13 protein-coding genes are annotated in these 13,328 nt (G+C 59.1%); 9 read left to right on the top strand and 4 right to left on the bottom strand.

What is annotated here, in order from left to right:
- Window positions 1–160 precede the first annotated feature (160 nt).
- The 6 genes from OEZ71_RS09685 (at window position 161) to OEZ71_RS09660 (ending at window position 7,016) form a co-directional block, all read left to right on the top strand.
- Complete coding sequence (locus tag OEZ71_RS09685) at window positions 161–1,177, top strand: substrate-binding domain-containing protein (RefSeq protein ID WP_263739745.1); 1,017 nt, start codon at window positions 161–163, stop codon at window positions 1,175–1,177.
- 145 nt (window positions 1,178–1,322) lie between these two features.
- On the top strand, window positions 1,323–2,651 hold the full coding sequence (locus OEZ71_RS09680) for a sugar ABC transporter permease (protein WP_263739744.1): 1,329 nt from the start codon (window positions 1,323–1,325) through the stop codon (window positions 2,649–2,651).
- 11 nt (window positions 2,652–2,662) lie between these two features.
- A complete protein-coding gene (locus OEZ71_RS09675) occupies window positions 2,663–3,421 on the top strand; it encodes an ATP-binding cassette domain-containing protein (protein ID WP_263739743.1) in 759 nt (252 codons plus the stop codon).
- The gene (xylB, locus tag OEZ71_RS09670) at window positions 3,421–4,857 is read left to right on the top strand and encodes a xylulokinase (RefSeq protein ID WP_263739742.1); all 1,437 of its coding nucleotides are present in this window, start codon (window positions 3,421–3,423) and stop codon (window positions 4,855–4,857) included. Before OEZ71_RS09675 ends, xylB begins: the two co-directional genes overlap by 1 nt.
- A complete protein-coding gene (xylA, locus tag OEZ71_RS09665; RefSeq protein ID WP_263739741.1) occupies window positions 4,854–6,155 on the top strand; it encodes a xylose isomerase in 1,302 nt (433 codons plus the stop codon). The genes xylB and xylA overlap by 4 nt, the downstream gene beginning before the upstream one ends.
- A 189-nt stretch (window positions 6,156–6,344) precedes the next feature.
- The gene (locus OEZ71_RS09660) at window positions 6,345–7,016 is read left to right on the top strand and encodes a sugar transferase (protein ID WP_263739740.1); all 672 of its coding nucleotides are present in this window, start codon (window positions 6,345–6,347) and stop codon (window positions 7,014–7,016) included.
- Here the strand turns inward: OEZ71_RS09660 and dnaQ are convergent.
- Genes dnaQ through OEZ71_RS09640 form a run of 4 tightly spaced genes read right to left on the bottom strand, consistent with a single transcriptional unit; the run spans window position 7,013 to window position 9,735 of the window.
- On the bottom strand, window positions 7,013–7,705 hold the full coding sequence (gene dnaQ, locus OEZ71_RS09655) for a DNA polymerase III subunit epsilon (protein ID WP_263739739.1): 693 nt from the start codon (window positions 7,703–7,705) through the stop codon (window positions 7,013–7,015). The genes OEZ71_RS09660 and dnaQ overlap by 4 nt on opposite strands.
- Window positions 7,698–8,291 (bottom strand): dephospho-CoA kinase, encoded by a 594-nt coding sequence (gene coaE / locus OEZ71_RS09650; RefSeq protein ID WP_263739738.1) that lies wholly within the window; start codon window positions 8,289–8,291, stop codon window positions 7,698–7,700. Before coaE ends, dnaQ begins: the two co-directional genes overlap by 8 nt.
- Entirely contained in the window at window positions 8,288–9,127 is an 840-nt protein-coding gene (locus OEZ71_RS09645; protein WP_263739737.1) for a shikimate dehydrogenase, read from the bottom strand. The genes coaE and OEZ71_RS09645 overlap by 4 nt, the downstream gene beginning before the upstream one ends.
- Window positions 9,124–9,735: a Maf family protein gene (locus OEZ71_RS09640; RefSeq protein WP_263739736.1), complete on the bottom strand. Its 612-nt coding sequence runs from the start codon at window positions 9,733–9,735 to the stop codon at window positions 9,124–9,126. The genes OEZ71_RS09645 and OEZ71_RS09640 overlap by 4 nt, the downstream gene beginning before the upstream one ends.
- 420 nt (window positions 9,736–10,155) lie before the next feature.
- Here OEZ71_RS09640 and hemJ point away from each other — a divergent pair, with 420 nt between their 5' ends.
- From hemJ to mnmE, 3 genes are all read left to right on the top strand, one after another.
- Entirely contained in the window at window positions 10,156–10,605 is a 450-nt protein-coding gene (gene hemJ / locus OEZ71_RS09635) for a protoporphyrinogen oxidase HemJ (protein WP_263739735.1), read from the top strand.
- A 126-nt stretch (window positions 10,606–10,731) separates the two neighbouring features.
- On the top strand, window positions 10,732–12,003 hold the full coding sequence (rho, locus tag OEZ71_RS09630; RefSeq protein WP_263739734.1) for a transcription termination factor Rho: 1,272 nt from the start codon (window positions 10,732–10,734) through the stop codon (window positions 12,001–12,003).
- Between the two features lie 30 nt (window positions 12,004–12,033).
- Complete coding sequence (gene mnmE / locus OEZ71_RS09625) at window positions 12,034–13,326, top strand: tRNA uridine-5-carboxymethylaminomethyl(34) synthesis GTPase MnmE (RefSeq protein ID WP_263739733.1); 1,293 nt, start codon at window positions 12,034–12,036, stop codon at window positions 13,324–13,326.
- Window positions 13,327–13,328 lie beyond the last annotated feature (2 nt).

The raw sequence follows: 13,328 nt of genomic DNA, 5'->3' as shown, positions 1-13,328 counted from the left end.
CGTCTGACGCCGCTACGGGCACGTGTTGAGCAAATTTTCCTCCGTACCGCAGTTTGATCTAGCGTTTTTAATTTGACAAGTGAATTTATTATCGGCAGCCTAGAGAAAGTTCGGCGAATCCGCCGATCCGGGCGTCTTGGCCCGTCAACGGGAGGAACATATGCATAAAGCCATTCTCGCGGCCGTCGCCCTGACGGCCGGTTTCGCCACATCCGCCTGGGCCCAGACCGTGGGCGTGAGCTGGTCCAACTTTCAGGAAGAGCGCTGGAAGACCGACGAAGCGGCGATGAAGGCCGCTTTGGAAGCTGCCGGTGCCACCTATATCTCATCCGACGCACAGAACTCCGCCGCCAAGCAGCTGACCGATATCGAGGCGCTGATCGCCCAGGGTGCCGAGACGCTGGTAATCCTGGCGGTCGACAAGGACGCGATCGGCCCCGCCATCGACAAGGCCGCTGCCGAAGGCATCCCAGTATTGGGTTATGACCGCCTCATCGAAGATGACCGCGCCTTCTACCTGACCTTCGACAACAAGGGCGTTGGCCGGATCATCGCCGAGACCGTGAAAGCCGCGCAGCCCGAAGGCAACTACGCCATCATCAAGGGTGACAAGGGCGACCCGAATGCGCTCTTCCTGCTGGAAGGCATGATGGAAGTGATCGGCGCCGATGTTGAGGCCGGGACGATCAAGATCGTCGGCGAAAGCTTCACCGATGGCTGGAAGCCGGACAATGCCCAGAAGAACATGGAGCAGATCCTGACGGCGGCCAATAACGAGGTTGATGCGGTTCTGTCCGAAAACGACGGCATGGCCGGTGGCGTGATTGCCGCGCTTTCGGCGCAGGGCCTGAACATTCCGGTCGGCGGGCAGGACGGTGACCTTGCCGCGCTGAACCGCGTGGCGCGCGGCACCCAGACCGTCTCGGTCTGGAAAGACTCACGCCAGTTGGGCAAAGCGGCGGCCGATATCGCCGTGGCCCTGGCGGGCGGGACCGCGATGGACGCGATCGACGGTGCTGTGAAGTGGTCCGGCGGCGAGAAGGGCGTGGAAATGAACGCAATCTTCCTCGCCCCGACACCGATCACGAAGGACAACCTGAACGTCGCTATCGACGCTGGCCACATCTCGAAAGAGCAAGCCTGCGAAGGCGCGATGGACGGCGTCGCCGGCTGTTGATCCTGACACTGAAACCCGGCACCAGAGTGCCGGGTTTCACCCGCGCGCACCACGCCGCGAAGAATTCGTGCATTCCGCCCAGCGTATGAACGCCAGTTTCATGGCGGGTGTTTTCCCGCATCCTTTCGCATAGCCGGATGAGGACATGACCCAAACAACCTCCACTTCCCCGAACACCGGAACGCAGGCCGTCCAGGAAGGGCCGATTGCCCGTTTCCTTCGTGCGACCGAACTTGATACCCGCCTGCTCGGCATGGTCGGTGCATTGCTGCTGATCTGGATCGGCTTTCATTTTTACGGCTACATGAAAAGCGGCTTCGGCGCGTTTCTGACGCCGAGGAACCTGTGGAACCTGTCGGTTCAGACCGCCTCGATCGGGATCATGGCGACGGGGATGGTTCTGGTGATCGTGACCCGGCATATTGACCTGTCGGTCGGCTCGGTTCTTGGCTTCTGCGCTATCGTCATGGGTGTGATGCAGGTTCAGATCCTGCCGCAATTCCTCGGCCTCGGCCATCCGCTGATCTGGATCATCGCAATCCTCTGCGGCCTGGCGCTGGGCACGGCGGTCGGTGCGTTTCATGGCTGGCTGATCGCCTATCGCGGCATCCCGGCCTTTATCGTGACGCTTGGCGGTCTTCTGGTCTGGCGCGGCGCGGCCTTCCTTGTCGCCCGGGGTGAGACGATTTCGCCGGTCGATTCCACCTTTGCTCTGCTGGGCGGGGGACCCTATGGCGCTGTGGGCGCGGTCGGAAGCTGGATTGTCGGCCTGCTGGCCTGTGCCGGTATCGTCTATCTGATCCTGCATGGCCGCTCCCAGCGCCGTAAGTTCGAATTTCCGTTGCGGCCGGTCTGGGCGGAAACCTTCCTTGGTCTGATCGGCTGCGGCATCGTTCTGGGTGCAGTGCTTCTGGTCAATGCCTATCCCTGGCCGAAAGGCATCGTGAAGCAATATGCCGAACGCAACGCGATAGAGATGCCCGAGGGCGGGCTGTTCATCAGCCATGGTTTCGCCATCCCGGTTCTGATCCTGATCGCGGTCGGCATCGTGATGACCTTCCTGATGACCCGCACCCGCTTTGGCCGTTACGTCTTTGCCATCGGCGGCAACCCCGAAGCGGCAGAACTGGCCGGGATCAACACCCGCTGGATGACCGTGAAGATCTTCGCGCTGATGGGATTTCTGGCCGGTTTGTCCTCAGTCGTCGCGTCAGCGCGCCTCAATTCGGCAACAAACGCGCTGGGCACTTTGGATGAGCTTTACGTCATCGCCTCGGCGGTTATCGGCGGCACATCTCTGGGCGGCGGGATCGGCACGATCTACGGCGCGATCATCGGCGCGCTGGTGATGCAGAGCCTTCAGACCGGCATGGTGCTGATCGGGTTTGACGCTGCAATTCAGCAGGTCGTCGTCGGCTCGGTCCTCGTCTTCGCCGTCTATCTCGACAAACTTTACCGCAGCAAATCGAAGTGAGGGGAACAGACATGACCGATCGTGGAACACCCCTTGTCGAACTTCGCGACATCTCCATCGCCTTTGGCGGCATCAAAGCTGTCGATCACGTCACCGTCGATCTTTATCCCGGTGAGGTTGTCGGCCTTCTCGGCCACAATGGCGCGGGCAAGTCGACGCTGATTAAATGCCTGTCGGGCGCCTATCAGGCCGATAGCGGCGAGATCTTCATCAACGGCGAAAAGGCGGTGATCGAGAATCCGCGCGATGCGCGCCGGTATAATATCGAGACGATCTATCAGACGCTAGCTTTGGCCGATAATCTCGACGCGGCCTCCAACCTTTTCCTCGGGCGCGAACTGGTTTCCTCCCGGGGGCTGGTGGATGACGTGCGGATGGAGGCGGAGACGCGCAAGATCATGGGCCGTCTCAACCCAAACTTCCGCAAATTCAACGTGCCGGTTTCCGCACTTTCCGGCGGTCAGCGCCAGTCGGTTGCCATCGCCCGCGCGGTCTATTTCAACGCTCGTATCCTGATCATGGACGAACCGACCGCCGCCCTGGGTCCGCACGAAACCCAGATGGTCGCCGAACTGATCGAGGAGCTGAAGGCGCAGGGCCTTGGCATCTTCCTGATCGAACATGACATTCACAATGTGATGAAGCTTTGCGACCGGGCCAGCGTGATGAAAAACGGTCAATTGGTCGGCACGGTCAATGTGAACGAAGTCACGGACGAGGATATCCTTGGCATGATCATCCTCGGCAAACAGCCGGAAAAGACCGCCTGATGTATCTCGGCCTTGACCTCGGCACATCGGGTTTGAAGGGCGTCGTCATCGACGACGCCCAGAAGATCGTGGCCGAGGCAACCGCGCCGCTGACAGTCTCGCGGCCGCATGAGGGTTGGTCGGAACAGTCGCCCGCCGACTGGATCGTCGCAGCAGAAACGGTATTGAACGCAATTCCCGCGAGGATCCGAGCTGCGATCAGGGGCATCGGGCTCTCCGGCCAGATGCATGGCGCGGTGTTGTTGGACCGTGCCGATGATGTGCTGCGTCCCTGTATCCTGTGGAACGACACCCGCGCGCATGAAGAGGCGGCAGCGCTGGATGCGAACCCGGTTTTCAGGCGGCTTACCGGCAATATCGTGTTTCCCGGCTTCACCGCGCCGAAGCTTCTATGGGTGAAAAGCCATGAGCCCGCACAGTTCAACAGGGTGGCGCGGGTGCTCTTGCCGAAGGACTATCTGCGTCTTTGGCTGACCGGAGAACATGTGGCGGAGATGTCGGATGCGGCTGGCACAAGCTGGCTCGATACCGGCAAGCGTGACTGGTCAGACGAACTGCTTGCTGCGACCGGGCTGGACCGTGGTGCTATGCCCCGGCTGGTCGAAGGCTCTGATCGATCCGGAATATTACGCCCCGAACTCGCGGATCGTTTCGGTCTACCGAAAGGTGTCGTAGTCGCTGGCGGGGCAGGCGACAACGCCGCTGCGGGTATTGGAGTTGGCGTTGTAAAAGCCGGACAGGCCTTCGTCTCGCTCGGGACGTCCGGCGTGTTGTTTGCCGCAAATGAAGGCTATCGGCCCGCCCCGGCGACGGCAGTACACACCTTTTGCCACGCCCTGCCGGGCAAGTGGCATCAGATGGGCGTGATACTTGCCGCGACAGATGCACTGAATTGGTTTGCCCGGATCGCGGGGTCGGCTTCCGCAGACTTAACTGAAGGCTTGGGGGGCCTTAAGCCACCGGGAAAGGCCCGGTTCCTGCCCTATCTTGGTGGTGAACGGACGCCGCTAAACGATGCTTCGATTCGTGGCGCATTCATTGGCTTGGAACATGATACTGACCGGAATGCTGCAACCCGGGCTGTACTGGAGGGTGTGACCTTCGCGATCCGCGATTGCCGTGATGCGCTGGCCGCGACCGGAACGAAGATCGACCGCTTGCTGGCCGTCGGCGGAGGGTCGAAATCTGATTACTGGCTGTCGGCCATCGCCACCGCGCTTGGCACGCCGATTTCGGTTCCGGTCGCGGGCGACTATGGCGGTGCCTTCGGGGCGGCCCGGCTTGCCATCATGGCCACGACCGGAGCGGGCGCCGAGATTGCCACACCGCCGAGCATTGCAAAAACCATCGACCCGGTGGCCGCGCTGACAGGGGCTTTCGACGAAGGCCATGCCCGCTTCCGCGCCGCCGCAACCGCCATCAAGGGGCTGACATGACCGACTTTTTCAAGGGCATTCCGGAAATCCGCTATGAAGGCCCCGACAGCCGCAACGAATTCGCCTTCCGCCACTACAACCCTGACGAGATGGTCGTGGGAAAAAGGATGGAGGATCATCTGCGTTTTGCCGTCGCCTATTGGCACAGCTTTGCGTGGCAGGGCGGCGATCCGTTCGGCGGCCAGACATTCGAGCGGCCTTGGTTCGGCGACGGTATGGACCTTGCGCGCCTGAAGGCGGATGTGGCGTTCGAGATGTTCGATATCCTGAGCGTGCCGTTTTTTTGCTTCCACGATGCCGATGTGCGCCCCGAAGGCGCGACATTCGCGGAAAGCCTGCGCAATCTGGAAGAGATCGTCGATTATTTCGCCTTGAAGATGGAAACCCATCGCACCCGTCTGCTCTGGGGGACCGCGAACCTCTTTTCCCATCGCCGCTTCATGGCCGGGGCCGCCACCAATCCCGATCCGGAGGTCTTTGCCTATGCCGCCGCGACGGTGAAATCCTGCATGGATGCGACGCATAAACTTGGCGGCCAGAACTACGTTCTTTGGGGCGGGCGCGAAGGCTATGAAACGCTTCTGAACACTGATCTAAAACGCGAGGCCGAACAGGCCGGCCGGTTCTTACAGATGGTTGTCGATTACAAGCACAAGATCGGTTTCGAGGGCACGATCCTGATCGAACCGAAACCACAGGAGCCGTCGAAACACCAATACGATTACGACGTCGCGACGGTGTATGGGTTCCTCAAGCGGTTCGGGCTGGAAAATGAGGTGAAGGTGAATATCGAGCAGGGCCATGCAATCCTTGCGGGGCATTCGTTCGAACATGAAATCGCGCTCGCCGCATCGCTCGGTCTTTTCGGGTCGATCGACATGAACCGGAACGACTATCAATCGGGCTGGGACACCGACCAGTTCCCCGACAGCGTGCCCGAGATCGCGCGGGCTTATTACGAGATCCTGCGGGCGGGCGGTTTTACCACCGGCGGAACCAATTTCGACGCCAAGCTACGGCGCCAGAGCCTCAATCCCGAGGATCTGATCCTTGCCCATGTTGGCGCTATGGATGTCTGCGCGCGGGCATTGAAGGCATCGGCCGCGCTTCTGGAAGACGGCGCGCTGGAGCGCGCCCGCGATGCGCGATATTCCGGCTGGAACAAGACTGACAGCAAGGCGATGCTGGGCAGTGGATTGGCGGAAATAGCCGAGCAGGTCCTGTCGAAAGGAATCAATCCACAGCCCCGATCAGGGCACCAGGAACGGCTTGAGAATCTATGGAACCGGTTTGTCTAACATCGGGGGCTGTGCTGAATTAACCTTTATGGAATTATAAGCCATTGAAATAATTATACATTATTCTACGCTTTTGCGGCTGCGGACGTCAAAATTAAGCTTAATAGATCCGTAACCATTCGCTCTCTACCTTGGCGGCAAGATCGGGCTTGGGGTGGCCCGGCGCAACCTGGGAAGGGAGTTTGCCTGATGGCCGCCCCACTGTTCGAATTTCGTGACGATGTCGTCATCAGCACACAACCGGGCTTCTATGGAACGCACGGGAAACGTCTGCTGGATATCTTGCTTGTCCTGTTGATGGCGCCGGTCGTGCTGCCGGTCCTTGGTGTAATGCTCGCGATGACTGCGCTTTGTGGCGGTCAGCCGTTTTATTCCCAACTTCGGATCGGCCGCGAAGGAAAGACCTTTCGTTGCTGGAAGGTCCGCACGATGGTTCCCGATGCGGACAAGGCGTTGTTGGATCTGCTGCGCAATAATCCGACTCTGGCGCAGGAATGGCGGCAAAACCAGAAGCTGGTCAACGATCCGCGTATCACGAGGGTCGGTGCTGTTCTGCGGAAAACCAGCCTCGATGAGCTGCCGCAATTCTGGAACGTGCTGATGGGTGAGATGAGCCTTGTTGGCCCCCGACCGTTTCTGCCCGAACAGCGGGCGCAGTATGATAGCAGGCGTTGCGGGGCGAGCTATTACCTCATGCGTCCCGGTATCACCGGATTGTGGCAGGTGGGTCGCCGCAATCGCGGCTCGTTCAGTGAGCGTGCGCTGTTTGATGACGATTATTCAGGACAGATCAGCCTTCTGACCGATCTATCCATCTTGTTCAGAACCGTGGGCGTCGTGTTGCGGGCAACGGGGATCTAACCGAACCTCTTCCAGATCGCCGCATCGCCAAGGCCATCGACGAAGGCCCTATGTGCCGCCAGCTCAGCCGCACTGATCCGGGGCGGAAGCGGCGTGGGGCGTGGGGTCGGGCGCCAGGCAGCTGTGTCGGTGCTTTGCTGGGTCGATATGTTGGAAGACAGGCCGAAATCCGGCTGCCGCCCGCCGATCAGTTCCAGATAGACCTCGGCCAGAAGCTCACTGTCCAGCAGCGCGCCGTGCTTTTCGCGCGCGGAATTGTCGATGCTGAACCGGCGGCAAAGCGCATCCAGCGATGCGGGCGAACCGGGGAACTTGCGCCGCGCCACGGCGACGGTATCCAAAGCACGCTCCATCGGCAGGATCGGCAGATTGGCCCAGCCAAGTTCGGCGTTCAGGAATTTCATGTCGAAGCTGGCATTGTGGATCACCAGCCGGGAATCTTCACCGATGAAATCCAGAAAGGCCTGACCCACCTGCGCGAAAAGCGGCTTATCGCGCAGAAAGTCATCGCCAAGGCCATGCACCTCGAACGCCTCTTTCGGCATGGCGCGTTCGGGGTTGATGTATTGGTGGTAGGTGCGGCCGGTCGGCATGTGGTTCAACAACTCGATTGCACCGATTTCGACGACGCGGTGCCCCTCGGCAGGTTCAAAACCCGTGGTTTCGGTGTCGAGGACGATTTCACGCATGTTCCGCTCCGATCTTCGCGATCAGGTTTCGCACAGCGGCGCGGGTGGCATCAAGGGTCAGCGTTTCGATGACATAGGTCGCACGGGCGCGCTTTTCCGCGTCCGGCATCTGTCGGGAAAGGATCGTTTCAAGCTGGTCTTCCGTCATGCCTGGGCGGTCGAGGACGCGTGCACGTTGAACATCGGCCGGGGCGGTGACGACGAGTGTTGCGTCCATCATTGCTTCTGCCCCAGTTTCGAATAGAAGCGGCATATCGAGCACGACAAGAGGCGCATCGCTCCTGGCGATGAATTCAGCTCGTTCAGCCGCCACCAATGGATGAACGACAGCTTCGATCTGGGACAAAACCGAGGGGTCTCGCGCGATCCAGTCTTTCAGCCGGGTTCGGTCAACCGCACCGTCGACAATGGCATCCGGACAGAGTGCCGCCACTCCCGGCACGGCTGCGCCACCTTTTGCATAGAGTCTGTGCACGGCTGCATCGGCATCCCAAACAGGCACGCCCTCCTCGGCGAACATCGCGGCCGTCGTGGATTTGCCCATGCCGATGGAGCCTGTTAGGCCGAGGAGGTACGGACGGCTCATGCGCCAAGGACCGCGTCCCTTGTGGCCTGATCGACCTCGGGCCGGGTTCCAAACCAGCGTTCAAATGCGGGTGCTGCTTGATGCAACAGCATGCCGAGCCCGTCCACGGTCACGCATCCGATCGCGGCCGCTTGTTCCAAAAGCGTGGTGCGCAAGGGGGTGTAAACAAGATCGGTCACGACCGCTTTGGGCGACAGCGCATCAAGCGGGATGCGGAATTCAGGCTTACCCTCCATCCCGAGGGACGAGGTGTTCACGACCGTGGTCGCATCTTCCAACATGTTCCCGGCCTGCACCCAATCATGCACGATGACCTTGGCACCGAATTCCGAACGCAGCGCCTCAGCCCGGTTGCGGGTGCGGTTGGCAAGGCGGATTTCTGGCACGCCGACCTCGATCAGAGAAGCGATCACGGCCCGCGCGCCGCCGCCAGCGCCAATAACGGCGGCGGGCCCCGCTGATGCCGTCCAACCGGGGGCGTTTTGCTTCAGATTTGCAATGAATCCGTAACCGTCTGTATTGTCAGCGTGAATCCGGCCATCCTTGCGGAAAATCAGGGTATTCGCCGCTCCGATCAGGGCGGCCCGGTCGGTTACGACGTCCGCCAAAGCCAGCACGGTTTCCTTATGCGGGATCGTGACATTGACGCCGACGAAACCTGCCTTGGGCAGGGCGGCGATCACCTCTTTAAGATCGGACTGGGCGACATCCATCGGGATGTAATAGCCCCTAATATCGTAGGTCTTCAGCCAATGGGTATGCAGACGTGGCGACTTGGAATGCGCGACGGGAGAGCCGATGACTCCGGCCAACGGAATGCGAGGGTGGTCGATCATGTGGCGATGTCGCCCCGAATGCCGAGCCAGGTCAAGAGTTCGATCAAGGGCAGGCCGAGAACGTTGAAGTAATCCCCGTCGATGCGGGAAAAAAGCCGCACCCCTTCCTCCTCCAGCTTGTAGCACCCGACAGTGTGACGGATGCTCTCCCAGTTTCGCGCGACATAATCGTCGATATAGGCATCCGATACATCACGCATTGTCAGGCGAACCTCTCCGACATGACGCCAGAGGGGTTTGCCCGCCTCATATATGACGGCGGCGGACAAAAGCCTGTGGGTTTGTCCGCGGAGCGTGCGGATTTGGTTGCGAGCATCGGTCAAATCGGTGGGTTTCGAAAAAACCTGACGGCGGCAGTCAAGGATCTGGTCGCAGCCGAGAACCAGCCCGTCCGGGTGTTTGTCGGAAATCTTGCGCGCCTTCATTTCTGCCAACGCATCGGCAAGGTCGCTGGGGCTCGCATCCTCCGCTTCCAATGCCGCCCGGATCGCTTCCTCATCGACCCGCGCGGGCATGATCTCTGGTGCAAGGCCTGCATTGCGCAGAAGCTGCGCCCTGATTTCGGACCCGGATGCAAGGATTAAACGCCGGTCTGGAGAAGGGATCATGGGGATGCGTCTGTGGACAAGCCGGGGAGCAAGGATGTGGCTGGTTTTGTGCAAAGTGCGCGACACAGTGTTGCTGGGGGAAAACCGGGACTTCTGTCAAGGCCCCGGTCGAATTCTCCTATTGTGCATGTGCGTCGTCTGGACATGTGGAACACCGCCGTTCGGACATTCAGTTGGATAGAGTTATTCACATTGGATTCAGATGGTTTCAAAGTAAATATTTGATAAATAATGATAATTTTTTGGATTTTGCTTACTGCTCAAGTTCTTCACATAGTTTTGCACAGAAAAGCCCCGTTGTGGGAAAGTCACCGGGAACCATTGTAATCCCCAGTATCCACAGGGCTTACAACAACCACATCTCTTTTCTTTATCTTTTCTTTCTTTAGAAGGGCAACGAACGGAAGCAGGTGAAAAACGATGACAGACTTTCTGGCTGAAATCTATCTCTGGACCAAGGCGTTACACATCATCTCGGTCATCGCCTGGATGGCAGGTATTTTCTATCTGCCCCGTCTTTTTGTGTATCATGTCGAAAAGGTCGAGAAGGGCAGTGAAACGGATCGCCTGTTTCAGGAAATGGAGAGAAAACTTCTGAGGCTGATCATGAATCCGGCGATGATCGGGGTCTGGGTTTTCGGTCTGGTGCTGGTGTTCACCCCTGGGATCGTGGTCTGGAGCGAAGTCTGGCCCTGGACGAAGGCGGTAGCGGTGTTGGGCATGACATGGTTCCACCACTGGCTGGGGTACCGGCGAAAGGAGTTCCTCGCCGGAACCAACAATCGGACAGGGCGCACCTATCGGCTGATGAATGAAGTTCCCACAGTACTGATGGTGATCATCGTTTTTTCGGTCATCCTGAAATTCTGAGCAAAGATTGACTCTATAGACCTTCGAGGCTATCTGCAATCGAACCCCCGCCGTCCGGATTGGGGATTTTCCCTTGATGATCCAACGCGCCGCCCAAAGGGCCGTGCCTTAATGATCGGTTTCCGAATGACCCAAGAACGTCTGAATCTTGCTGACCTGAAAGCAAAAAGCCCTGCTGACCTGCTGTCCATGGCGGAAGAGCTGGAAATCGAAAACGCCTCGACCATGCGCAAAGGCGAGATGATGTTCTCGATCCTGAAAGAGCATGCCGAGGAAGGCTGGGAGATCGGCGGCGATGGTGTGCTGGAGGTTCTTCAGGACGGGTTTGGTTTCCTGCGATCGCCCGAAGCGAACTATCTGCCAGGTCCGGACGACATCTATGTCAGCCCCGACATGATCCGACAGTATTCACTGCGTACCGGTGATACGGTTGAGGGCGTGATCCGGGCACCGGGTGAGAATGAGCGTTATTTCGCTCTGACTAAGGTGCGTCAGATCAATTTCGAGGAACCGGAAAAGGCGCGCCATAAGGTGGCTTTTGACAACCTCACTCCGCTTTATCCGGATGAGCGGCTGAAGATGGAAATCGAGGACCCCACGATCAAGGACCGATCCGCGCGGATTATCGATCTTGTCGCACCGATCGGGAAAGGTCAGCGGTCGCTCATTGTTGCGCCGCCCAGGACCGGTAAGACGGTGCTGTTGCAGAATATCGCACATTCGATCGAGAAGAATCATCCGGAATGCTACCTAATCGTTCTGCTGATCGACGAACGGCCAGAGGAAGTGACCGACATGCAGCGGAGCGTGAAGGGCGAGGTCATCTCGTCCACCTTCGACGAACCGGCAACACGGCACGTGGCGGTCAGCGATATGGTGATCGAAAAGGCAAAGCGTCTGGTCGAACACAAGCGGGATGTTGTGATCCTGCTCGATTCCATCACTCGTCTGGGCCGCGCCTTTAACACTGTGGTGCCGTCATCGGGTAAGGTTCTGACCGGTGGTGTCGATGCCAATGCGTTGCAGCGGCCGAAGCGCTTCTTCGGTGCAGCGCGAAACATCGAAGAGGGCGGTTCACTGACCATCATCGCTACCGCTCTGATAGATACCGGCAGCCGTATGGACGAGGTGATCTTTGAAGAATTCAAAGGCACCGGTAACTCGGAGATCGTGCTCGACCGCAAGGTTGCGGACAAGCGCGTCTATCCGGCAATGGATATCCTCAAATCCGGCACGCGGAAGGAGGATCTTTTGGTCGATAAGAACGACCTGCAGAAGACCTACGTCCTGCGCCGTATCCTGAATCCGATGGGGACAACGGATGCGATCGAGTTCCTGCTGTCGAAACTCAAGCAGACCAAGACGAATTCCGAGTTCTTCGATTCGATGAACGCCTGACTTGTTGTTATAAAACAATAGGTTGTTTCTATGGACACGATCTATGCCCTAGCGTCGGCGCGGGGTAAGGCCGGCGTTGCTGTGATCCGGATTTCCGGCACTTCTGCCTGGACTACTGTTGAGGCTCTCGCGGGTAGCGTCCCTGAACCACGGCATGCCGGGCTACGTCGACTGATGGTCGATGGCGATGTATTGGATGAAGCGCTGGTATTGACATTCGCAGAAGGCGCCAGTTTTACCGGTGAACAGTCGGCAGAACTGCACCTTCACGGCGCAACCGCGACCGTGGCGGCAGTTCTCGGGGCGCTTGGTCAGCGACCTGGACTTCGCATGGCAGAGGCTGGAGAGTTTACGCGTCGGGCGCTTGAGAATGGCCGTCTGGACCTCGCCCAGGTTGAAGGTCTCGCGGATCTGATTGAGGCGGAAACCGAGGCCCAGCGGAAGCAGGCCTTGCGGGTTCTGTCGGGTGCGGTGGGGGATCGGACCGAGATCTGGCGGCGCGATTTGATCCGGGCTGCGGCGCTGATCGAAGCCACTATTGATTTCGCCGATGAGGATGTGCCTGTTGACGTAACGCCCGAAGTATTGGGGCTGATCGATAAGGTTTCACAAGATCTGGTAAGGGAGCTTGCCGGTTTCGGCGCTTCGGAACGCATTCGTGATGGGTTTGAAGTGGCGATTGTCGGTCGGCCGAATGCCGGTAAGTCCACGCTCCTGAACGCGTTGGCGGGTCGGGATGCCGCGATTACGTCGGCAGTAGCGGGAACCACACGCGATGTAATTGAGGTTCGGATGGACATCGCCGGTCTGGCGGTGACGCTGCTCGACACGGCGGGATTGCGAGATACCGCGGACGAGGTGGAGGGGATCGGTGTTGAGCGCGCCTTGCAGCGCGCGCGCAAGGCGGACCTGCGGGTGTTTCTGACGGATGGTGGTGCAATCGACCTGTTGGACCCCTTGCCGGAAGATATCGTCGCGGTCGGTAAGGCCGACCTCGTTTCAGAAAAAGCGCAAGATGGTTTGGCGATATCCGGTAAAACCGGCCAGGGATTGCCCGAACTCATCTCACTGATCGCCGAACGTCTTGGCGCGAGGGTTGCTGGCGCATGCGTGATTACCCGAGGCCGCCACAAGACTGCGATTCAGAATGCGATCAGGGCTATGGAATCGGCGCGAAATGAGGTAGTGCAGGGCCCCGAACGGATCGAGCTGGCAGCCGAAAATCTGCGGCAGGCGATACGGGCGCTCGACTCTCTTGTCGGACGGGTCGATGTGGAGCATCTGCTGGATGAAATCTTCGCCAGCTTTTGCATCGGCAAATAGGG

The organism is Albidovulum litorale, assembly GCF_025751495.1.
Taxonomy (GTDB): Bacteria; Pseudomonadota; Alphaproteobacteria; order Rhodobacterales; family Rhodobacteraceae; genus Albidovulum; species Albidovulum litorale.
This window is presented reverse-complemented; position numbering and strand designations above follow the sequence as displayed.

What these genes read in the sequence shown, in the direction of transcription:
- mnmE (WP_263739733.1), top strand. Translation starts at nt 12,034, where the DNA reads ATGGACACGATCTATGCCCTAGCGTCGGCGCGGGGTAAGGCCGGCGTT.
- coaE (WP_263739738.1), bottom strand. Translation starts at nt 8,291, where the DNA reads ATGAGCCGTCCGTACCTCCTCGGCCTAACAGGCTCCATCGGCATGGGC.
- OEZ71_RS09660 (WP_263739740.1), top strand. Translation starts at nt 6,345, where the DNA reads ATGGCCGCCCCACTGTTCGAATTTCGTGACGATGTCGTCATCAGCACA.
- OEZ71_RS09645 (WP_263739737.1), bottom strand. Translation starts at nt 9,127, where the DNA reads ATGATCGACCACCCTCGCATTCCGTTGGCCGGAGTCATCGGCTCTCCC.
- OEZ71_RS09675 (WP_263739743.1), top strand. Translation starts at nt 2,663, where the DNA reads ATGACCGATCGTGGAACACCCCTTGTCGAACTTCGCGACATCTCCATC.
- OEZ71_RS09685 (WP_263739745.1), top strand. Translation starts at nt 161, where the DNA reads ATGCATAAAGCCATTCTCGCGGCCGTCGCCCTGACGGCCGGTTTCGCC.
- hemJ (WP_263739735.1), top strand. Translation starts at nt 10,156, where the DNA reads ATGACAGACTTTCTGGCTGAAATCTATCTCTGGACCAAGGCGTTACAC.
- OEZ71_RS09680 (WP_263739744.1), top strand. Translation starts at nt 1,323, where the DNA reads ATGACCCAAACAACCTCCACTTCCCCGAACACCGGAACGCAGGCCGTC.
- xylB (WP_263739742.1), top strand. Translation starts at nt 3,421, where the DNA reads ATGTATCTCGGCCTTGACCTCGGCACATCGGGTTTGAAGGGCGTCGTC.
- dnaQ (WP_263739739.1), bottom strand. Translation starts at nt 7,705, where the DNA reads ATGCGTGAAATCGTCCTCGACACCGAAACCACGGGTTTTGAACCTGCC.
- OEZ71_RS09640 (WP_263739736.1), bottom strand. Translation starts at nt 9,735, where the DNA reads ATGATCCCTTCTCCAGACCGGCGTTTAATCCTTGCATCCGGGTCCGAA.
- xylA (WP_263739741.1), top strand. Translation starts at nt 4,854, where the DNA reads ATGACCGACTTTTTCAAGGGCATTCCGGAAATCCGCTATGAAGGCCCC.
- rho (WP_263739734.1), top strand. Translation starts at nt 10,732, where the DNA reads ATGACCCAAGAACGTCTGAATCTTGCTGACCTGAAAGCAAAAAGCCCT.